Annotated in this window: 19 protein-coding genes; 4 read left to right on the top strand and 15 right to left on the bottom strand. The window is 71.2% G+C overall.

The genetic code is table 11. From position 1 onward, the window contains the following. Positions 1-12 precede the first annotated feature (12 nt). Both ACN20G_RS09670 and ACN20G_RS09675 read left to right on the top strand, forming a co-directional pair. On the top strand, positions 13-1,131 hold the full coding sequence (locus ACN20G_RS09670; RefSeq protein WP_424212328.1) for a MerR family transcriptional regulator: 1,119 nt from the start codon (positions 13-15) through the stop codon (positions 1,129-1,131). Between the two features lie 1,313 nt (positions 1,132-2,444). Beyond that, complete coding sequence (locus ACN20G_RS09675; RefSeq protein ID WP_424212329.1) at positions 2,445-2,876, top strand: hypothetical protein; 432 nt, start codon at positions 2,445-2,447, stop codon at positions 2,874-2,876. Positions 2,877-2,934: 58 nt separating this feature from the next. On the opposite strand, the gene ACN20G_RS09680 is transcribed toward ACN20G_RS09675, so the two are convergent. Both ACN20G_RS09680 and ACN20G_RS09685 read right to left on the bottom strand, forming a co-directional pair. Further along, positions 2,935-3,117, bottom strand: coding sequence for a DUF397 domain-containing protein (locus ACN20G_RS09680; protein ID WP_424212330.1), 183 nt, complete (start codon positions 3,115-3,117; stop codon positions 2,935-2,937). Further along, positions 3,114-3,977 carry a DUF5753 domain-containing protein gene (locus tag ACN20G_RS09685; protein ID WP_424212331.1) on the bottom strand — a complete coding sequence of 288 codons (864 nt, stop codon included), beginning with the start codon at positions 3,975-3,977 and terminating at the stop codon, positions 3,114-3,116. The genes ACN20G_RS09680 and ACN20G_RS09685 overlap by 4 nt, the downstream gene beginning before the upstream one ends. A gap of 246 nt (positions 3,978-4,223) precedes the next feature. Between ACN20G_RS09685 and ACN20G_RS09690 the strand changes: the two genes are divergently transcribed. Both ACN20G_RS09690 and ACN20G_RS09695 read left to right on the top strand, forming a co-directional pair. Then, positions 4,224-4,589, top strand: a complete 366-nt coding sequence (locus ACN20G_RS09690) for a hypothetical protein (protein WP_424212332.1) — start codon at positions 4,224-4,226, stop codon at positions 4,587-4,589. A 31-nt stretch (positions 4,590-4,620) separates the two neighbouring features. Continuing rightward, positions 4,621-5,034 (top strand): VOC family protein, encoded by a 414-nt coding sequence (locus ACN20G_RS09695; RefSeq protein WP_424212333.1) that lies wholly within the window; start codon positions 4,621-4,623, stop codon positions 5,032-5,034. Positions 5,035-5,118: 84 nt separating this feature from the next. Here ACN20G_RS09695 and nuoN read toward each other — a convergent pair whose 3' ends face one another. Genes nuoN through ACN20G_RS09760 form a run of 13 tightly spaced genes read right to left on the bottom strand, consistent with a single transcriptional unit; the run spans position 5,119 to position 20,699 of the window. Then, positions 5,119-6,774 carry an NADH-quinone oxidoreductase subunit NuoN gene (gene nuoN, locus ACN20G_RS09700; protein WP_424212334.1) on the bottom strand — a complete coding sequence of 552 codons (1,656 nt, stop codon included), beginning with the start codon at positions 6,772-6,774 and terminating at the stop codon, positions 5,119-5,121. Further along, positions 6,771-8,357, bottom strand: coding sequence for an NADH-quinone oxidoreductase subunit M (locus ACN20G_RS09705; protein ID WP_424212335.1), 1,587 nt, complete (start codon positions 8,355-8,357; stop codon positions 6,771-6,773). The genes nuoN and ACN20G_RS09705 overlap by 4 nt, the downstream gene beginning before the upstream one ends. A 1-nt stretch (position 8,358) precedes the next feature. Continuing rightward, the gene (gene nuoL / locus ACN20G_RS09710) at positions 8,359-10,254 is read right to left on the bottom strand and encodes an NADH-quinone oxidoreductase subunit L (RefSeq protein WP_424212336.1); all 1,896 of its coding nucleotides are present in this window, start codon (positions 10,252-10,254) and stop codon (positions 8,359-8,361) included. 12 nt (positions 10,255-10,266) lie between these two features. Then, on the bottom strand, positions 10,267-10,566 hold the full coding sequence (nuoK, locus tag ACN20G_RS09715) for an NADH-quinone oxidoreductase subunit NuoK (RefSeq protein ID WP_424212337.1): 300 nt from the start codon (positions 10,564-10,566) through the stop codon (positions 10,267-10,269). Continuing rightward, positions 10,563-11,408 carry an NADH-quinone oxidoreductase subunit J gene (locus ACN20G_RS09720; RefSeq protein ID WP_424212338.1) on the bottom strand — a complete coding sequence of 282 codons (846 nt, stop codon included), beginning with the start codon at positions 11,406-11,408 and terminating at the stop codon, positions 10,563-10,565. Before ACN20G_RS09720 ends, nuoK begins: the two co-directional genes overlap by 4 nt. Beyond that, positions 11,405-12,019: an NADH-quinone oxidoreductase subunit NuoI gene (gene nuoI / locus ACN20G_RS09725; protein WP_424215447.1), complete on the bottom strand. Its 615-nt coding sequence runs from the start codon at positions 12,017-12,019 to the stop codon at positions 11,405-11,407. Before nuoI ends, ACN20G_RS09720 begins: the two co-directional genes overlap by 4 nt. Positions 12,020-12,059: 40 nt before the next feature. Beyond that, entirely contained in the window at positions 12,060-13,448 is a 1,389-nt protein-coding gene (nuoH, locus tag ACN20G_RS09730) for an NADH-quinone oxidoreductase subunit NuoH (protein WP_424212339.1), read from the bottom strand. Then, complete coding sequence (locus ACN20G_RS09735; RefSeq protein WP_424212340.1) at positions 13,445-15,973, bottom strand: NADH-quinone oxidoreductase subunit G; 2,529 nt, start codon at positions 15,971-15,973, stop codon at positions 13,445-13,447. The genes nuoH and ACN20G_RS09735 overlap by 4 nt, the downstream gene beginning before the upstream one ends. Beyond that, a complete protein-coding gene (nuoF, locus tag ACN20G_RS09740; RefSeq protein WP_424212341.1) occupies positions 15,970-17,355 on the bottom strand; it encodes an NADH-quinone oxidoreductase subunit NuoF in 1,386 nt (461 codons plus the stop codon). The genes ACN20G_RS09735 and nuoF overlap by 4 nt, the downstream gene beginning before the upstream one ends. Continuing rightward, entirely contained in the window at positions 17,355-18,095 is a 741-nt protein-coding gene (gene nuoE / locus ACN20G_RS09745; protein ID WP_424212342.1) for an NADH-quinone oxidoreductase subunit NuoE, read from the bottom strand. Before nuoE ends, nuoF begins: the two co-directional genes overlap by 1 nt. Then, positions 18,092-19,414 (bottom strand): NADH-quinone oxidoreductase subunit D, encoded by a 1,323-nt coding sequence (locus tag ACN20G_RS09750; RefSeq protein ID WP_424212343.1) that lies wholly within the window; start codon positions 19,412-19,414, stop codon positions 18,092-18,094. Before ACN20G_RS09750 ends, nuoE begins: the two co-directional genes overlap by 4 nt. Further along, a complete protein-coding gene (locus ACN20G_RS09755; protein WP_424212344.1) occupies positions 19,411-20,148 on the bottom strand; it encodes an NADH-quinone oxidoreductase subunit C in 738 nt (245 codons plus the stop codon). Before ACN20G_RS09755 ends, ACN20G_RS09750 begins: the two co-directional genes overlap by 4 nt. After that, the gene (locus tag ACN20G_RS09760; protein WP_424212345.1) at positions 20,145-20,699 is read right to left on the bottom strand and encodes a NuoB/complex I 20 kDa subunit family protein; all 555 of its coding nucleotides are present in this window, start codon (positions 20,697-20,699) and stop codon (positions 20,145-20,147) included. Before ACN20G_RS09760 ends, ACN20G_RS09755 begins: the two co-directional genes overlap by 4 nt. Between the last annotated feature and the right edge of the window lie 10 nt (positions 20,700-20,709).

A 20,709-nucleotide genomic window follows, 5' to 3' on the forward strand; every position in this document is an offset into this window, starting at 1 on the left:
AGGGTCACGGGTGTGGAGAACGAGATGTACGGCATCGGCGAGACGGCGCGGGAGAGTGGCCTGGGCGTGAGTGCCCTGCGGTTCTACGACCGCGCCGGGGTGCTGGTCCCGGCCCGGGTCGACCCCGTCACCGGCTACCGCTGGTACGCGCCCGAACAGGTCGCCGAGGCCGCCCTCCTGGCCCGGCTGCGCCGGACCGGGATGCCGCTGGCCGACGTGCGCCTGGTCCTGGCCGGCCGGTCGGCCGCCGACACGGCCCTGGTGCGCACCCTGCTGGACGCGCACCTGCGCCGCCTCGAACAGGGCCTGGCCGACGCCCGCGTCGAGTTCTCCGCGATCCGTGCCCTGCTCGCGACCCGGGAGAACACCATGTCCACGCCCACGCCTACCTCTGCCCCCGCGCCCGCCGCCCGGCGGTCCCCGTCCGTCCGCGTCACCGTGGCCGGCCCCGCCCTGGCCGCGGCCCTGGACTCCGTCCGCTTCGCCGTCGGCGTCGACCCCGAGGTGCCGATGCTGCACGGCGTGCTCTTCGACGTGGAGGACGGGGCGCTGCGCGTCGTGGCCACCGACCGCTACCGGCTCGCCGTCGGCCACGCCCCCGCCGAGGGCCACGACGGCCCCCGCGCGCAGACCCTCGTGCCCGCCCCGCTCGTCGACGCGATGCGCGCCCTGCTGACCGGGGGCGCGCCCGCGACCCTGCGGGTGGCCGACGGCCTCGTCGCCCTGGAGACGGACGGCCGCGCCACCTCCGGCCCGGCCCTCGACCAGGACTTCCCCGACTACCGCCGGCTCACCCGCCTCCCCGCCGGCCGGAGCACCCGCGTGAACGCGCGGGCCTTCGCCGACGCGGTCCGCGCGGATCCCGCGCCGGACGCCCTCATCCGCCTCACCCCGGCGCCGAACGCCGAGCTCCGCCTCACGGCGGACGGCGAGGAAACCCCGGACACCGTCGCCGTAAAACGCGCCTACCTCCTGGACGCACTGACGGCCGGGTCCGAGGCCGCGGGGGTCGAGGGCGCGGGGGCCGAACTGATCCTGGAGCTGGGCGCCCCGGACGCCCCGGTGGCCGTCCGCCGGACCGACACCGAGGACAGCTTCTCCCTGCTCATGCCGGTCCGCGTCGAGCACTGACCCGCCCGGCGGCCACCCCGACGGCGGCGGCCGGGGTGCGCGGGGGCCGGGGGTGCCGGAGCCTGGAGGTTCCCCCGTCCCCCCGCCCCGGAGCGCCCATGCCCACACGCCGCCCGTCCCCCCATCCCCGCCCCAGACCGCGCCTGCGCTCCCGCGTTCGCCGCCTGGCCTGGCTCCTGACCACCCGCCCGGCCGGCCGAACCCCGCCTACCTGACCGAGGCCAACCGGGCGGCCAGGTCGTGGACGGCCGCACGGGAATCGTGCCCGTGCCGACCATGGCCCGCAGCTCGTCCGGGCCGGTCTCGGCCCGGACGATCCCCGCGGCCTCGTAGTCCAAGTGCCACTCCCCCGTCACGGCGGCCCACAGACTCCCGGCGAACGCGTACACGTCACCGGCCGGGGTGAACTCCCACGGCCAGGGCTCCCGGGTGACGGCGTCCGCGATCTCGGGGGCGAGCAGATGGATCAGCCCACCCCGAAACCCACGAGGCGGAGGATTGCCGGCGCTGGAGGCCGAGGCCATGTCGATCAGGTGCACGCGCCGCCCGTCCACCAGCGCGTGCGCGGCCTGGAAATCCCCGTGCACCCACCCGGCCCGATGCAGCCCGGCCAAGGCCAAGGCCACATCAGCGGCCACCCCCACAAGCCCGGCCCGCGACCCGGCGGCCGGCCCCTCCCGGAACACCCGCCCTAGCGAAGGCGCGTCCACCCACTCGCTCACGACCCACGCCACGCCCTCGCGGACACCCGCCGCACAAAGCAGCCGATCGGAAACGGCCCGCAGAACCTCCCCCTCACGCGCCACCACCGCCAGTCCCACGCCTCGCCCGACCTTGACGGCGACCACCCCACCGGGCCCCTCAACCCGATACACGGCAGCCCCCCGCCGCGAGGTCACCACCCCCACCGTCACGGGCCCCCCACAGACCCGCCCGACCGCCGCACGGGCAGGCACCGGGATGACGTCCTCAAGGGCTGCAACGTCGAAGACCACGCGCACAATTCCTTCCAGCTGCCGGAAAAATCGACCGTGCCCTCCCGCCCACCGCCCTCGGCGCCGCGAGCCGCGGGAAGAGGACTCGATCCTCGGCCAACGCCACGCGATCCGGGGCGAATCCGCCGCACCCGACCCGTCCGGGTGAGCGGCCGGCGGGTCGCGGGGCCCACCACGACGTGCGCGGCATGATGCACGCGACCGGCGCTACCGCCCCGGCCGATTCCCGGCACCCACCTGGAGGTTCCGTGCCCCGTCCACCGCGACCCCGCCGGCGCCGACGCCCCGCCCTGCCGACCGGCAACGAGCGCTGATCCGGTGCCGGAGGACGACGAGGACGTGGCGACCGCCGAGCGGTACCGGCGGTGGACGGAGCGGTACCGGGGCACGACCTGTGCGCTGCCGGTGCCCGGGCGGTGGCCCTGGCCCGTGGGGCGGGTGGAGTTCCGGGACGGTGACCCCGACACGGGGATGACGGCCGTGACCGTCGAAGGCGGACCGGGCAAACAGGCCGTCCTGGTCCGCGCCCCCGCCACCGACCCGCCCTACGCCCACGGCCGGCCCGGCCTGGCCCGCCGCCCGTCCGACGACCCGGACACAGTGGTCTCGGTGCACCACTGGACCGAGGCGGGGGCCGAGGGCGACGGAGCATGGCGGTGGAGCCTGTTCACGTTCGGACCGCCACTGCCGGAACACGTCCTCGACCGTGTCCGCACGTCGATCACATGGCAGCGCTTCCCCTGCCCCTGAGAACGCCGACGGGCCCCGCCGAGCAGAGGGCGGGGCCCGGACGGTGGGGCGGCGGAGGTCAGCCGGTGGTCTTCACGCCCCGGACAAAGGCCGTCCATGCCGCGTCGGGAACGGCGATGCAAGGTGCGGCAGTGTCCTTGGAATCCCGGACGCCGACCACCTCTGTCCCCAGCCGGCGAAACTCAACGCAGCTGTTTCCCTCATTCGAGTAAGACGACTTCGTCCATGCATTGCTGATCACTGTTGCGCTACTTCCTTGAGGAGGGCCAGAGTCGCATCGTCGCTCAGGGCACTTTTCTGAATCGCCCGGAACCGGCCAACCTCTGCATCGACCTCCCGCTCATCGGTGCTCAGGAGGCCGGATCGGGGCAGGTTCGAGAACAGGACCGATGGATCTTCGGGGAAGTTGTACTCCAGCACCGTGAAGGTGTTCCCGCTCAGACTGCTCATCTCGGCTTCGATCGGTATCACACGGAAGCTCACGTTCGGCCTCTGCGCCACCTCCACCAGCTTCTCAACCTGCCGCTGATGGACTTCCGCCCCGCCAACCCGTGACCGCAAAGCCACTTCGGAACAGACGAACTCAAGCCGCTCGGCCCGCTCAACCACCTGGAACCGCTTCAGCCTGGATTCCACGAACCGGCGCCGATAGTCCCGCCCCTGGCTCGGGTGGTAGAAGTCGGCCAAGCGCTCAGCGAACTCACGGGTCTGGAGATTTCCCGGCACCAGCGGACCGCTGTAGATCAGATGCGTGTCCGCGGCGTCCTCGTATGCCCAGAAGCGGAACGTCGCCGCGGTCGTGAAGAGATCCGTGTAGTCGTCCCACCACGCACGAGGCGACTCTTGCGCGGCACGCAACAGAGCGATCGTCTGCTCGCGCAGGCCCGCCTCGACTCCATAGACGCCGAGTAGGACTTCGAGCTGCTGGACGGTCGGCTCGTACTCGCCTCGTTCGAAGTTGGAGATGGTGGCGTGGGTGACCTTCAAGGCCTTGGCGGCAGCCGCCTGGGTCGCCTTCGCGTGCTTCCGCGCATCACGCAGACGCGTTCCGAGCCGCCTGTCCAACACAAGGCGGTTGGCGGGTGCTTCGGCCACGGCCACTGAGTCACTCCAAGGGGTGGATGTCAACGGGGCAACGGTAGCGCAGCACGCACTTGAGCCGGGAGATCCCTCCCGTCCACCCACGCCGACTTACACAAGTGCTTGCGTAAGTACTTACTTAAGCGCCATGCTCATACAGCACGCTACGCCGCCAAACGGTCACGGTGGGTTCCTGTCGCCATGGCGCAGCGGGGCCTCTCGGCCGCGACGGACCTACTTCGGTACACAACCCGCGAGGAGAACGACATGAGCGTCGATCCGGACAAGGGAACGACCGTCACCGAGCACGGAGTGCGCGTCACCTACAAGGAGCTCCCACATTTCCGCCTCACCGGGGGGTCGCTCGCGACGCGGGCGGCCGGGCAGGCCGTGCACGCGTACGCCGTGCCCGAGGTGTCGGCGAGCGCCAAGGTGTTTCTCGTGCCGTTGGAGCTGCGGACGGCCGACGGGGCCAGGCCCGAGCCGATCGGGTTCTATCTGACGCCCGTGCAGGCCGAGCATCTGCACGCCGCGCTCGGGCTCGCGCTCGCCAAGGCCGATGACGGGCTCGACGGGGCCTACTGGCCCGTGCCGCCCGCCGCGCTCGCCGCGCTCGGGTACGGGGGTCGGTGAGGCCCTGCGGGGCCTGTGGCAGGATCGCCGGATGCTGCGACTGACCGACTTCATCATCGACTGTCCGGACGCCCTCGAACTGGCCCGCTTCTACTCCGGGGTGACGGGGCTCCCGGTCAAGGAGGACAGCACCGCGGAGTGGGCCGGGATCCAGGTCGGTGACGTCGAACTGGCCTTCACCCCGGTCGAGCACTACCGCGCCCCGCGCTGGCCGGACGCCGAGCACCCCAAGCAGTTCCACCTCGACTTCGAGGTGGACGACATCGACGCCGAGGAGCGCCGTGTGCTCGCGCTCGGCGCGACCCTGCACCGGTCCCACGTCGGCCCCGAGGGCTACGGTTTCCGCGTCTACACCGACCCCGTCGGCCACCCCTTCTGCCTCTGCCGCAACAAGGGTGTCGTCTGGACCGAGCAGGGGCCCGTCTGGCCCTCCCGGGGGCAGTAGCCGCCCTGTTTCACGTGAAACAACGGCGCCGGCCCGGGCCCCGCGCGAAGGGGGTCCGGGCCGGCGCCGCGAGCGGAACGCGCGCTACCTGACGAAGGTGCTCGCGCTGCCCGCCAGGTCCAGGAAGTACTGCGGGAAGATGCCCAGCGCGACCGTGACGGCCACGCCGACCGCGATCGTGGTCATGGTCAGCGGCGAGGGCACGGCGACCGTGGGGCCGTCCGCCTTCGGTTCGCTGAAGAACATGAGCACGATGACGCGGATGTAGAAGAACGCCGCGATCGCCGACGAGATCACGCCGACCACCACCAGCGCTCCCGCGCCGCCCTCCGCCGCCGCCTTGAAGACCGCGAACTTGCCCGCGAACCCGCTGGTCAGCGGGATGCCCGCAAAGGCCAGCAGGAAGACCGCGAACACGGCCGCGACCAGCGGCGAACGCCGGCCCAGGCCGGCCCACTTCGACAGATGGGTGGCCTCGCCGCCCGCGTCGCGGACCAGGGTCACCACGGCGAACGCGCCGATCGTGACGAAGGAGTACGCCGCCAGATAGAAGAGGACGGACTTCACGCCCTCCGGGGAGGTCGCGATGACACCGGCCAGGATGAACCCGGCGTGCGCGATGGAGGAGTAGGCCAGCAGTCGCTTCACGTCGGTCTGCGTGACCGCGATGATCGCGCCCGCGAGCATGGTCACGATGGCCACGCCCCACATGACCGGCCGCCAGTCCCAGCGCAGCCCCGGCAGGACCACGTACAGCAGCCGCAGCAGCGCGCCGAAGGCCGCGACCTTCGTGGCCGCCGCCATGAACCCGGTGATCGGGGTGGGGGCGCCCTGGTACACGTCCGGGGTCCACATGTGGAAGGGGACGGCGCCGACCTTGAACAGCAGGCCCATCAGGATGAGCGCGCCGCCGATGAGCAGCAGCGCGTCGTTGCCCATGGTCTGGGCGAGCACCGGGTCCAGGGTCGTGACCTGGCCGTCGACCACGTCCGCGATGACCGCGTACGAGACCGAGCCCGCGTAGCCGTAGACCAGGGCGATGCCGAACAGCAGGAACGCCGAGGAGAACGCGCCGAGCAGGAAGTACTTGAGCGCGGCCTCCTGCGAGATGAGCCGGTTGCGGCGGGCCAGCGCGCACAGCAGGTACAGCGGGAGGGAGAAGACCTCCAGGGCCACGAACAGCGTCAGCAGGTCGTTGGCGGCCGGGAAGATCAGCATGCCCGCGATGGCGAACAGGGCCAGCGGGAACACCTCGGTGGTGGTGAACCCGGCCTTCACGGCCGCCCGCTCGCTCTCGCTGCCCGGGGTGGACGCGGCCTGGGCCACGAAGGAGTCCACCTTGTTGCCGTGCGAGGCCGGGTCCAGCCGGCGTTCGGCGAAGGTGAACACGGCCACGATCGAGGCCAGCAGGATCGTGCCCTGGAGGAACAGCGCCGGGCCGTCCACCGCGATCGCGCCCATCGCCGCGATCTGCGCCTTGGCCTTGGCGTGTCCGGTCGAGGCCAGCCCGACCACCGCCGCGAACGCGCAGGCCAGCGCGATCACGGTCCACACCACCTGCACCGGGTACCGCAGCCTGCGCGGCAGGAACGCCTCCACCAGCACCCCGACGACCGCCGCGACGATCACGATGAGGGTGGGGGCGAGCTGCACGTACTCGATGGTCGGGGCCGGGATCCGGGCCAGGGGCTGCGTGGCCCCGTCGGCGGCCAGGGCCCACTGCGCGAGAGATGCGCTCACTTGGCCGCCTCCACGTTCTCGGCGGGCACCGCGGGCGCGGGGTCCGTCTGCTTCACGTCCGACAGGGTGTGCTCCACCGCCGGGTTGACGATGTCGGTGATCGGCTTCGGGTACACGCCGAAGCCGATGAGCAGCGCGATCAGCGGGGCGACCACGAGCAGCTCACGGGCGTTCAGGTCGGGCATGGTGCGCGACTCCTCGCGCAGCGGGCCCGTCATCGTGCGCTGGTACAGCACGAGCGTGTACAGGGCGCCGAGGACGATGCCGATCGTGGCGATGATCCCGACCACCGGGTAGCGCGCGAACACGCCCACCAGGACCAGGAACTCGCTGACGAACGGCGCCAGCCCCGGCAGCGACAGCGTCGCCAGGCCGCCGATCAGGAAGGTGCCGGCGAGCACCGGCGCCACCTTCTGCACGCCGCCGTAGTCCGCGATCAGACGCGAGCCGCGCCGCGAGATGAGGAAGCCGGCGACCAGCATCAGCGCCGCCGTCGACAGCCCGTGGTTGACCATGTAGAGGGTCGCGCCGGACTGGCCCTGCGAGGTCATCGCGAAGATGCCCAGGATGATGAACCCGAAGTGCGAGATCGACGCGTACGCGACCAGCCGCTTGATGTCCCGCTGGCCGACCGCCAGCAGCGCCCCGTAGACGATGCTGATCAGGGCCAGCACCAGGATCGCCGGGGTCGCCCACTTCGACGCCTCCGGGAACAGGCCCAGGCAGAACCGCAGCATCGCGAAGGTGCCCACCTTGTCGACCACCGCCGTGATCAGCACCGCCACGGGGGCCGTGGACTCGCCCATCGCGTTCGGCAGCCAGGTGTGCAGCGGCCACAGCGGGGCCTTCACCGCGAACGCGAAGAAGAAGCCCAGGAACAGCAGCCGCTCCGTGTTCGTCGCGATGTCCAGCTTCCCGGCCGCCCGCGCGTCCGCGATCTCCACCAGCGAGAAGTTCCCGGCCACCACGTACAGGCCGATCACCGCCGCCAGCATGATCAGGCCGCCGACCAGGTTGTACAGCAGGAACTTGACGGCCGCGTAGGAGCGCTGCGCCGCCGCGTTCTCGTCCGAACCCGCGTGCGCCCGGTCCCCGAAGCCGCCGATGAGGAAGTACATCGGGATGAGCATGGCCTCGAAGAACAGGTAGAAGAGGAACACGTCGGTGGCCTCGAAGGAGATGATCACCATCGCCTCGACCAGCAGGATCAGGGCGAAGAACCCCTGCGTCGGCCGCCACCGCGAGGACCCGGTCTCCTCCGGGTCCGCGTCGTTCCACCCCGCCACGATCACGAACGGGATCAGCAGCGCGGTCAGCGCGATCAGCGCCACCCCGATGCCGTCCACGCCCAGCTCGTAACGGACCCCGAAGTCCGCGATCCACGACCGCGACTCCACCAGCTGGTACCGCTCGCCGCCCGGGTCGAAGCGCACGGCGACCACGATCGCCAGCGCCAGCGTGCCCAGCGAGAACAGCAGGGCCAGCCACTTGGCGGCGGCCCGACGGGAGGCCGGTACGGCCGCCGTCAGGATCGCGCCCACCGCGGGCAGCGCCGCCGTGGCCGTCAGAAGCGGGAAACTCATCTCACACCGCCCTCATCAGCAGGGTCGCGGCGATCAGGATCGCCGTGCCCCCGAACATCGAGACCGCGTAGCTGCGGGCGTGGCCGTTCTGCAGCTTGCGCAGCCGGCCCGAGAGCCCGCCGACCGACGCCGCCGTGCCGTTGACCACCCCGTCCACGAGGGTGTGGTCCATGTAGACCAGCGAGCGGGTCAGGTGCTCGCCGCCGCGCACCAGCACGACGTGGTTGAAGTCGTCCTGGCCCAGGTCCCGCCGGGCCGCCCGCGTGAGCAGGCTGCCGCGCGGGGCGACCACCGGCACCGGCCGGCGCCCGTACTTCGCCCAGGCCACGCCGACACCGGCCACCAGGGCCACGATCGTCGCCGAGGTGATGGCCGCGGCCCCGATCGGCGGGTGCCCGTGCTCGAACGAGGTCACCGGCTCCAGCCAGCTCACGAAGGACTCGTTGAGGCTGAACAGCCCGCCCGCGAACACCGAGCCGAAGGCCAGCACGATCATCGGAACGGTCATCGACTTCGGGGACTCGTGCGGGTGCGGCTCGTGGCCTTCGGCGTCCGGCTGCCAGCGCTTCTCGCCGAAGAAGGTCATCAGCATCACGCGCGTCATGTAGAACGCCGTGATCGCCGCGCCCAGCAGGGTGACCGCGCCGAGGATCCAGCCCTCGACCCCGCCCTTCGCGAACGCCGCCTCGATGATCTTGTCCTTGGACCAGAAGCCCGACAGGCCCGGGAACCCGATGATCGCCAGGTAGCCGAGGCCGAAGGTCACGAAGGTCACCGGCATGTACTTGCGCAGCGCGCCGTACTTGCGCATGTCGACCTCGTCGTTCATCCCGTGCATGACGGAACCCGCGCCGAGGAACAGCCCGGCCTTGAAGAAGCCGTGCGTCACCAGGTGCATGATCGCGAACGCGTAGCCGATCGGACCCAGGCCGGTGGCCAGGATCATGTAGCCGATCTGCGACATCGTGGAGCCGGCCAGCGCCTTCTTGATGTCGTCCTTCGCGCAACCGACGATCGCACCGAAGAGCAGGGTCACCGCGCCGACCACGACCACCGCGGTCTGCGCGTCCGGCGCCCCGTTGAAGATCGCGCCCGAGCGGGTGATCAGGTACACGCCCGCCGTCACCATCGTCGCCGCGTGGATCAGGGCCGAGACCGGGGTCGGGCCCTCCATCGCGTCGCCGAGCCAGGACTGGAGCGGCACCTGCGCCGACTTGCCGCAGGCCGCGAGCAGCAGCATCAGGCCGATCGCCGTCAGCTTGCCCTCGCCCGCGCCCTCCGCCGCGCCGAGCACCGGCCCGAACGCGAAGGTCCCGAAGGTCGTGAACATCAGCATGATCGCGATCGACAGGCCCATGTCGCCGACCCGGTTGACCAGGAACGCCTTCTTCGCGGCGGTGGCCGCGCTCGGCTTGTGCTGCCAGAAGCCGATCAGCAGGAACGAGGCCAGGCCCACGCCCTCCCAACCCACGTACAGCAGAAGGTAGTTGTCCGCGATCACCAGCAGCAGCATCGCGGAGAGGAACAGGTTCAGGTACGCGAAGAAGCGCCGCCGGCGCTCATCGTGCGCCATGTACCCGATGGAGTAGATGTGGATCAGGGTGCCGACGCCCGAGATCAGCAGCACGAAGGTCATCGAGAGCTGGTCGAGCTGGAAGGCCACGTCGGCCTGGAAGCCCTCCACGGGGATCCAGCTGAACAGGTGCTGGCGCACCGCCCGCTCCTCGACGGGCCGGCCCAGCATGTCGAAGAAGAGGACCAGGCCGACGGCGAAGGAGCCGGCGGCGAGGAGGGTGGCGAGCCAGTGCCCGACACGGTCGAGCCGGCGGCCGCCGAGGAGCAGCACCACCGCTCCGAGCAGGGGCGCCGCGATCAGCAGCGCGATCAGGTTGTCCACGGTGTGCGCCCCTTACAGCTTCATCAGGTTGGCGTCGTCGACCGAGGCGGTGTGCCGGGCCCGGAACAGCGAGACGATGATCGCCAGGCCCACCACGACCTCGGCGGCGGCGACGACCATCACGAAGAACGCGATGATCTGCCCGTCGAGGTTGCCGTGCATCCGCGAGAAGGTGACGAGCGCCAGGTTGCAGGCGTTCAGCATCAGTTCCACGCACATGAACAGCACGATGGCGTTGCGCCGGATCAGCACCCCGGACGCGCCGATGGTGAACAACAGCGCCGACAGGTACAGGTAGTTGACCGGGTTCACTTGGCGGCCTCCTCGGGGACCGGCGGGGCGTCCACGTCGGCGTCCGCGTCACCGGCGCGGCCGAGCCGGACCGCCGAGCGCTGCTCCAGGGCCGCGAGGTCGGCGAGGGCCTGCCCCGACACGTCCCGCACCTGGCCCCGCGCGCGCAGCGTCGGGTTGACGGTGAGCTCGGACGGGGTGCCGTCCGGCAGCAGGCCGGGCACGTCCACCGCGTTGTGGCGGGCGTAGACACCGGGGGCGGGCAGCGGCGGCAGGTGCACGCCGTCGCGCACCCGGCGCTCGGACAGCTCGCGCTGGGTGGCGGCGCGCTCGGTGCGCTCCTTGTGGGTGAGCACCATCGCGCCGACCGTCGCCGTGATCAGCAGGGCGCCGGTGAGTTCGAAGGCGAACACGTACTTGGTGAAGATGAGCGCGGCCAGGCCCTGCACGTGGCCGGCGGAGTTGGCCCGGCCCAGGCCCGCGAACTCGGTCAGGGAGGCGTTGCCGATGCCCGCGATCAGCAGGATGCCGAAGCCGAGGGCGCAGAGCACGGCCATCCAGCGCTGGCCCTTGAGGGTCTCCTTGAGGGAGTCGGCGGCGGTGACGCCGACCAGCATGACCACGAACAGGAAGAGCATCATGATCGCGCCGGTGTAGACGACGATCTGCACGATGCCCAGGAAGTAGGCCCCGTTGGCCAGGTAGAACACGGCGAGCACGATCATCGTGCCGGCCAGGCACAGGGCGCTGTGGACGGCCTTCTTCAGCAGGACCGTGCACAGGGCGCCGACCACGGCGACCGTGCCCAGGATCCAGAACTGGACGGCCTCGCCGCGCGAGGCGGCCTCGGCGAGGGTGTTCACGCGGGCACCCCGTCCGATTCGGGGGTCTCGCCCTTGGAGACGGCGACCTGGCGGACGGTCCCGGGGGCGGCGGCGGTGACCTCACCGCGGTAGTAGTCGCCCTCGTCGGTGCCGGGGAACAGGTTGTGCGGGGCCTCGACCATGCCCTCGGTGAGGCCGGCGAGGAGCTGTTCCTTGGTGTAGATCAGCGATTCGCGCGAGGAGTCGGCGAGCTCGAACTCGTTGGTCATGGTCAGCGCCCGGGTGGGGCATGCCTCGACGCAGAGTCCGCACAGGATGCAGCGGGCGTAGTTGATCTGGTACACGCGGCCGTAGCGCTCGCCCGGGGAGTACCGCTCCTCCTCGGTGTTGTCGGCGCCCTCCACGTAGATGGCGTCGGCGGGGCAGGCCCAGGCGCACAGTTCGCAGCCGACGCACTTCTCCAGCCCGTCCGGGTGCCGGTTGAGCTGGTGCCGGCCGTGGAAGCGGGGGGCGGTGGTCTTGGGCTGCTCCGGGTACTGCTCGGTGAGCCGCTTCTTGAACATGGCCGTGAAGGTCACGCCGAAGCCGGCGACCGGGTTCTGCCACTTCTCCCGGTCGGGGCCCTCGCCCCCCGGGCGCTGCTCGCCCACGGCGGGCTCGGCCTTCTCCCGCTTGGCGGGACGCTTGTCGTCAGGCACGGTCGACGCCCTCCTCTCGGTCGCTGTCGTTGTTCGGGCCGCCGCTGCCGATCAGTTCGCGGTCCCGGTCGCGGTCGGCGCGGGGCCGGCGGCGCGGCACGGGGGCCAGGGTCTGGCCGGGCTTGGGCGGGACGGGGAATCCGCCGGCCATCGGGTCGAAGGGGGCGGTGTCGTTCTCGGCGGTCGCGGCGCGTTCGCCGCGTTCTCGCTTGTCGCGCAGCACGTCGGCGACCAGGGAGATCAGGAGGACGGCGACGACGGCGCCGGCGACCCAGAGCACGATCTCGTTGAACGCGTAGTTCTCGTTGCGCAGGGCCCGGACGGTGGCGACGAGCATCAGCCAGACCACGGAGACCGGGATGAGCACCTTCCAGCCGAGCTTCATCAGCTGGTCGTAGCGGACCCGGGGGAGGGTGCCGCGCAGCCAGATGAAGAAGAAGAGGAGGAGCTGCACCTTGAGGACGAACCAGAGCATCGGCCACCAGCCGTGGTTCGCGCCCTCCCAGAAGGTGCTGATGGGGGCGGGTGCGCGCCAGCCGCCGAGGAAGAGGGTGACGGAGACGGCGGAGACGGTGACCATGTTGACGTACTCGGCCAGCATGAACATCGCGAACTTGATGCTGGAGTACTCGGTGTTGAAGCCGCCGACGAGGTCGCCCTCGGACTCGGGCATGTCGAAGGGGGCGCGGTTGGTCTCGCCGACCATCGTGATCACGTAGATGATGAAGGAGACCGGCAGCAGCACGATGAACCAGCGGTCGGCCTGGGCGTCCACGATGGCCGAGGTGGACATGGAGCCGGAGTAGAGGAACACCGAGGCGAACGCGGCGCCCATGGCGATCTCGTAGCTGATCATCTGGGCGCAGGAGCGCAGGCCGCCCAGGAGCGGGTAGGTCGAGCCGGAGGACCAGCCGGCGAGCACGATGCCGTAGATGCCGACGGAGGCCACGGCGAGGATGTAGAGCATCGCGATGGGCAGGTCGGTGAGCTGCATCGTGGTGCGGTGGCCGAGGATCGAGACCTCGTTGCCGGCGGGTCCGAAGGGGATGACCGCGATGGCCATGAAGGCGGGGACGGCGGCGACGATGGGCGCGAGGATGTAGACGACCTTGTCGGCGCGCTTGACGACGAGGTCTTCCTTGAGCATGAGCTTGACGCCGTCGGCGAGGGACTGGAGGAAGCCCCAGGGTCCGTGCCGGTTGGGGCCGATGCGCAGCTGCATCCAGGCGACGACCTTGCGTTCCCAGACGATGGAGAACAGCACGGTGATCATGAGGAAGGCGAAGCAGAACACCGCCTTGATCACCACGAGCCACCAGGGGTCGCGGCCGAAGAGGGAGAGGTCCTCGGCGGCGAGGACGGTCAGGTGTGCGGCGTTCACGCGTCCACCTCCGAGGGGGTGTCGCCGGTGGGGGCGGCCGGGCGGGCGGGGGCGATCCGCACGAGGGTGCCGGTGCGGGCCCCGGTGTCGGCGAGGACGCCGTGTCCGACGGAGTTGAGCGGGAGCCAGACCACGCGGTCGGGCATCTCGGTGATCCGGAGCGGGAGTGCGGTGGTGCCGGTGGGGCCGGTGACGGCGAGGAGGTCGCCGTCGGTGACGCCGGTCTCGGCGGCGGTGGCGGCGGAGAGCCGGGCCTCGGCCTCGTGGCGGGTGCCGGCGAGGGCCTCGTCGCCCTGTTGGAGCAGGCCGAGGTCGAGGAGGAGGCGGTGGCCGGCGAGGACGGCCTCGCCGGTGCCGGGTCGGGGCAGCGGCCGGGCCTCGGTGTGCCGTTCGGGGGCGGGGGCGCCGGTCCAGGGTCCGAGCCGGTCGTACTCGCGGCGCACGGCGTGCACATCGGGCAGGCCCAGGGGGTGGTCGGCGGCGTCGGCGAGCATGTGCAGCACGCGGGCGTCGGCGGGGGCGGAGCGGCGGGTCATCTGGTCGGGCTTGAGGGCGGCGGCGAAGGGCCGGACCCGGCCTTCCCAGGTGAGGAAGGTGCCGTCCTTCTCGGCGACGGCCGCGACCGGCAGGACCACGTCGGCGAGTTCGGTGATCTCGCTCGGGCGCAGTTCGAGGCTGACGGTGAAGGTGTCGCGCAGGGCCTGGCGGGCCCGGGCGGGGTCGGGGAGGTCGGAGAGTTCGACGCCGGCGACGAGGAGGGCGCCGAGGCGTCCGTCGGCGGCGTCCTCGATGATCCGGGTGGTGTCGCGGCCGGGTCGGTCGGGGAGGGTGACCAGGCCCCAGGCGGCGGCGACCTCCTCGCGGGCGCGGGGGTCCTCGGCGGGTCGGGCGCCGGGCAGCAGGCCGGGCAGGGCGCCGGCCTCGATGGCGGCGCGTTCGCCGGCGCGGCGGGGGATCCAGACGAGGCGGGCCCCGGTGCCGGTGGCGGCGCGGACGGCGGCGGTGAGGGCGCCGGGGACGGCGGCGAGGCGTTCGCCGACGACGATGACGGCGCCGGGGGCGCGCAGGGCCTCGGCGGCCTCGTGTCCGTCCCCTTCGAGTCCGGCGCCGTCGAGGCCGACGCGGTCGGCGAGGGCGTCGAGCCAGGCGGGTTCGGTGCCGGGGGCGGCGGGGAGCAGGGTGCCGCCGGCCTTGGTGAGGCCGCGGGTGGCGAAGGGGGCGAGGGCGAAGGTCCGCTGCTTGTGCTTGCGGTGGGCCTTGCGCAGGCGGAGGAAGACGCCGGGGGCCTCTTCCTCGGCCTCGATGCCGACGAGGAGGACGGCGGGGGCCTTCTCCAGGGAGGTGTAGGTGACGCCGGTGCCGTCGAGGTCGGGTCCGGCGCCGGCCACGTGGGCGGCGAGGAAGTCGGCTTCCTCGGCGCTGTGGGGGCGGGCGCGGAAGTCGACGTCGTTGGTGTCGAGGACGACGCGGGCGAATTTCGCGTACGCGTAGGCGTCCTCGACGGTGAGCCGGCCGCCGGTGAGGACACCGGCGCGGCCGCGGGCGGCGGTGAGGCCGCGGGCGGCGCGTTCCAGGGCCTCGGGCCAGCTCGCCGGGACCAGCTCGGCCGACTCGGGGTCGCGGACGAGCGGGGTGGTGAGGCGGTCGGGGCGCTGGGCGTAGCGGAAGCCGAAGCGGCCCTTGTCGCAGATCCACTCCTCGTTGACCTCGGGGTCCTCCTGCGCGAGTCGGCGCATGACCTTGCCGCGCCGGTGGTCGGTGCGGGTGGCGCAGCCGCCGGCGCAGTGTTCGCAGACACTGGGGGAGGAGACGAGGTCGAAGGGGCGGGAGCGGAAGCGGTAGGCGGCGGAGGTGAGGGCGCCGACGGGGCAGATCTGGATGGTGTTGCCGGAGAAGTAGGACTGGAAGGGGTCGCCTTCGCCGGTGCCGATCTGCTGGAGGGCGCCGCGTTCGACGAGTTCGATCATGGGGTCGCCGGCGACCTGGTTGGAGAAGCGGGTGCAGCGGGCGCAGAGCACGCAGCGTTCGCGGTCGAGGAGGACCTGGGTGGAGATGGGGACGGGCTTCTCGTAGGTGCGCTTGACGCCTTCGAAGCGGGAGTCGGCGTTGCCGTGGCTGAGGGCCTGGTTCTGGAGGGGGCATTCGCCGCCCTTGTCGCAGACCGGGCAGTCGAGGGGGTGGTTGATCAGGAGCAGTTCCATGACCCCGCGCTGGGCCTTGTCGGCGGCGGCGGAGGTGAGCTGCGTCTTGACGACCATGCCGTCGGTGCAGGTGATGGTGCAGGAGGCCATGGGCTTGCGCTGACCCTCGACCTCGACGATGCACTGGCGGCAGGCGCCGGCGGGGTCGAGGAGGGGGTGGTCGCAGAAGCGGGGGATCTCGATGCCGAGTTGTTCGGCGGCCCGGATGACGAGGGTGCCCTTGGGGACGGAGAGTTCGATTCCGTCGATGGTGAGGGTGACGAGGTCGGCGGGGGGTACGGCCGCCTCGCCGCCGCCGGAGGGCGCGCTTGTGGTGACGGTCATGCGTTCACCTCCGTGTCGGCCCAGAGGGTCGACTTGCTGGGGTCGAGGGGGCAGCCCTGGCCCGTGATGTGTTGTTCGTACTCCTCGCGGAAGTACTGGAGCGAGGAGAAGATCGGGCTGGCGGCGCCGTCGCCGAGCGCGCAGAAGGACTTGCCGTTGATGTTGTCGGCGATGTCGTGGAGCTTGTCGAGGTCGGCCATGGTGCCCTTGCCGGCCTCGATGTCGCGCAGGAGCTGGACGAGCCAGTAGGTGCCCTCGCGGCAGGGGGTGCACTTGCCGCAGGACTCGTGGGCGTAGAACTCGGTCCAGCGGGTGACGGCGCGGACCACGCAGGTGGTCTCGTCGAAGCACTGGAGGGCCTTGGTGCCGAGCATGGAGCCGGCGGCGCCGACGCCCTCGTAGTCGAGGGGGACGTCGAGGTGGGCGTCGGTGAACATGGGGGTGGAGGAGCCGCCGGGGGTCCAGAACTTGAGGCGGTGGCCGGGGCGCATGCCGCCGCTCATGTCGAGGAGTTGGCGCAGGGTGATGCCGAGGGGGGCCTCGTACTGTCCGGGTCCGGCGACGTGGCCGGAGAGGGAGTAGAGGGTGAACCCGGGGGACTTCTCGGTGCCGAGGGAGGAGAACCATTCCTTGCCGCGGTCGAGGATCGCGGGAACAGAGGCGATGGACTCGACGTTGTTCACGACAGTGGGGCAGGCGTAGAGGCCCTCGACGGCGGGGAAGGGGGGCCGCAGTCGGGGTTGGCCGCGGCGGCCTTCGAGGGAGTCGAGGAGGGCGGTCTCCTCGCCGCAGATGTACGCGCCGGCGCCGGCGTGCACGGTGAGTTCGAGGTTCAGTCCGGTGCCGAGGACGTCGCGGCCGAGGTAGCCGGCGGCGTATGCCTCGCGGACGGCCTCGTGCAGGCGGCGCAGGACGGGCACGACCTCGCCGCGCAGGTAGATGAAGGCGTGTTCGGAGCGGATCGCGTAGCAGGCGATCACGATGCCCTCGATGAGGCTGTGCGGGTTGGCGAAGAGGAGGGGGATGTCCTTGCAGGTGCCGGGTTCGGATTCGTCGGCGTTGACGACGAGGTAGTGGGGCTTGCCGTCGTTCTGCGGGATGAACTGCCACTTCATGCCGGTGGGGAAGCCGGCGCCGCCGCGTCCGCGCAGGCCGGACGCCTTGACGTAGGCGATGACCTCGTCGGGGGTCATGGCCAGGGCCTTGCGCAGGCCCTCGTAGCCGCGGTGGCGGTGGTAGGTGTCGAGGGTCCAGGAGGCGGGGTCGTCCCAGAAGGCGGAGAGGACGGGTGACAGGAGTTTGTCGTGTCCGCCGGCGGCGCCGGTCCGCGCGGTGTCGGCGGTGTCGGGGTTCGGGCGTTCCTGTGGAGTGGACACGGTCATCACTCCCCTCCCTCTGCGGAGTCGCGTTCGGCTCGCGGGTGCACGATCGCGGGGTGCGGGTTCTCGCCGCGGGCGATGCGCAGGCCGATGAGGCTGGCGGGGCCGGCGCCGCCGCTCGCCTCGACGGCGCCGGGGCGCTCGTCGGGGAAGCCGGCGAGGATGCGGGCGGTCTCCTTGAAGGTGCACAGGGGGGCGCCGCGGGTGGGTTCGACGGGGCGGCCGGCGCGGAGGTCGTCGACGAGCTCCTTGGCGGACCGGGGGGTCTGGTTGTCGAAGAACTCCCAGTTGACCATCACCACGGGGGCGAAGTCGCAGGCGGCGTTGCACTCGATGTGTTCGAGGGTGATCTTGCCGTCGGGGGTGGTCTCGTCGTTGCCGACGCCGAGGTGTTCCTTGAGCTCTTCGAGGATGGCGTCGCCGCCCATGACGGCGCACAGGGTGTTGGTGCAGACGCCGACCTGGTAGTCGCCGGAGGGCTTGCGGCGGTACATGGTGTAGAAGGTGGCGACGGCGGTGACCTCGGCGGTGGTGAGGTCGAGCACGTCGGCGCAGAAGCGGATGCCGGTGCGGGTGACGTGCCCTTCCTCGGACTGCACGAGGTGCAGCAGGGGCAGCAGCGCGGAGCGGGCGCCGGGGTAGCGGGCGATCACCTCGCGGGCGTCGGCCTCCAGCCGGGCGCGGACCTCGGCGGGGTAGTCGGCGGCGGGGAGTTCGGGCATCCCCAGGCTGATCTCGGTCATCGGTCGACGCCTCCCATCACGGGGTCGATGGAGGCGACGGCGACGATCACGTCGGCGACCTGGCCGCCTTCGCACATGGCCGCCATGGCCTGGAGGTTGGTGAAGGACGGGTCGCGGAAGTGGACCCGGTAGGGGCGGGTGCCGCCGTCGGAGACGATGTGCGCCCCGAGCTCGCCCTTGGGGGACTCGACGGCCGCGTAGACCTGGCCGGGCGGGACCCGGAAGCCCTCGGTGACGAGCTTGAAGTGGTGGATCAGGGCTTCCATGGAGGTGCCCATGATGTTGCGGATGTGGTCGAGGGAGTTGCCGAGTCCGTCGGGGCCGAGGGCCAGCTGGGCGGGCCAGGCGATCTTCTTGTCGGCGACCATGACGGGGCCGGGGGCGAGGCGCTCCAGGCACTGTTCGACGATCCGCAGGGACTGGCGCATCTCTTCGAGCCGGATCAGGAAGCGGCCGTAGGAGTCGCAGGTCTCGGTGGTGGGGATGTCGAACTCGTAGTTCTCGTATCCGCAGTAGGGGTCGGTCTTGCGCAGGTCGTGCGGGAGGCCGGCGGAGCGCAGCACGGGGCCGGTGGCGCCGAGCGCCATGCAGCCGCTGAGGTCGAGGTAGCCGACGTCCTGCATGCGGGCCTTGAAGATCGGGTTGCCGGTGGCGAGCTTGTCGTATTCCGGCAGGTTCTTCTTCATGGTGGCGATGAAGTCGCGCAGGCGGTCGACGGCGCCGGGCGGGAGGTCCTGGGCGAGGCCGCCGGGGCGGATGAACGCGTGGTTCATGCGCAGGCCGGTGATCAGCTCGAAGAGGTCGAGGATCAGTTCGCGGTCGCGGAACCCGTAGATCATGATCGTGGTCGCGCCGAGTTCCATGCCGCCGGTGGCGATGCACACCAGGTGGGAGGAGAGTCGGTTCAGCTCCATGAGCAGGACGCGGATCACGGAGGCCCGGTCGGGGATCTGGTCGGTGATCCCGAGGAGCTTCTCGACGCCGAGGCAGTAGGCCGTCTCGTTGAAGAAGGGCGTCAGGTAGTCCATGCGCGTGACGAAGGTGGTGCCCTGGGTCCAGTTCCGGAATTCGAGGTTCTTCTCGATGCCGGTGTGGAGGTAGCCGATGCCGCAGCGGGCCTCGGTGACGGTCTCGCCGTCGATCTCCAGGATCAGGCGGAGCACGCCGTGCGTGGACGGGTGCTGGGGGCCCATGTTGACGACGATGCGCTCGTCGTCGGCGGCGACGGCGGCCTTGGCGATCTCGTCCCAGTCGCCGCCGGTGACGGTGTAGACGGTGCCCTCGGTGGTTTCCCGGGGCGAGGCGTGGGATGTGCTCACGAGTACGACCTCCGCTGGTCGGGAGCCGGGATCTGGGCGCCCTTGTACTCGACGGCGATCCCGCCGAGCGGGTAGTCCTTGCGCTGCGGGTGGCCCTGCCAGTCGTCGGGCATCATGATCCGCGTGAGCGCCGGGTGGCCGTCGAAGACGAGCCCGAAGAAGTCCCAGGTCTCGCGCTCGTGCCAGTCGTTGGTCGGGTAGACCGCGACGAGGGACGGCAGGTGCCGGTCGGTGTCGGGGACGGACACCTCCAGCCGCAGCAGGCGCCCGTGGGTGAGCGAGCGCAGGTGGTAGACGGCGTGCAGTTCGCGTCCGGTGTCGTGGGGCAGGTGGACGCCGGAGACGCCGGTGCACAGTTCGAACCGAAGGGCGGGGTCGTCGCGCAGGGTGCGGGCGACGCGCACGAGGTGTTCGCGGGCGATGTGGAAGGTGAGTTCGCCGCGGTCCACGACCGTCTTCTCGATGGCGTTCTCGGGGAGCAGGTCCTGCTCCTCCAGGGCGCCCTCCAGCTCGTCGGCGACCTCGTCGAACCAGGAGCCGTAGGGGCGGGAGGAGGGGCCGGGCAGGGCGATGGTGCGGGTGAGGCCCCCGTAGCCGGAGGTGTCGCCGCCGTCGTTCGCGCCGAACATGCCCTTGCGGACGCCGATGACCTCGCCGGCGCCGCCGCGCGGGGCGGGCAGCGAGCCGCCCCCCACCGCCTCGTCGTCGGCCGCGTCGTGGTGGGTGTCGCTCACCGGAGCAGCCCCTTCATCTCGATGGTGGGGAGCGCCTTGAGGGCCGCCTCCTCCGCTTCGCGGGCGGCTTCGACCTGGTTCACGCCGAGCTTGCCGTGCTGGATCTTCTGGTGGAGCTTGAGGATCGCGTCCACGAGCATCTCGGGGCGGGGCGGGCAGCCCGGCAGGTAGATGTCGACGGGCACGATGTGGTCGACGCCCTGCACGATGGCGTAGTTGTTGAACATGCCTCCGGAGGAGGCGCAGACCCCCATCGAGATGACCCACTTCGGCGCGGGCATCTGGTCGTAGACCTGGCGGAGCACCGGCGCCATCTTCTGGCTGACCCGGCCGGCCACGATCATGAGGTCGGCCTGGCGCGGCGAGCCGCGGAAGACCTCCATGCCGAAGCGCGCCAGGTCGTAGCGGCCCGCTCCGGTGGTCATCATCTCGATGGCGCAGCACGCGAGGCCGAAGGTGGCCGGGAAGACGGACGCCTTGCGCACCCAGCCCGCGGCCTGTTCGACGGTGGTCAGCAGGAAGCCGCTCGGCAGCTTCTCTTCCAGTCCCATGGAAAATTCA

The sequence above is a fragment of the Streptomyces dryopteridis genome (assembly GCF_049606955.1).
Taxonomy (GTDB): domain Bacteria; phylum Actinomycetota; class Actinomycetes; order Streptomycetales; family Streptomycetaceae; genus Streptomyces.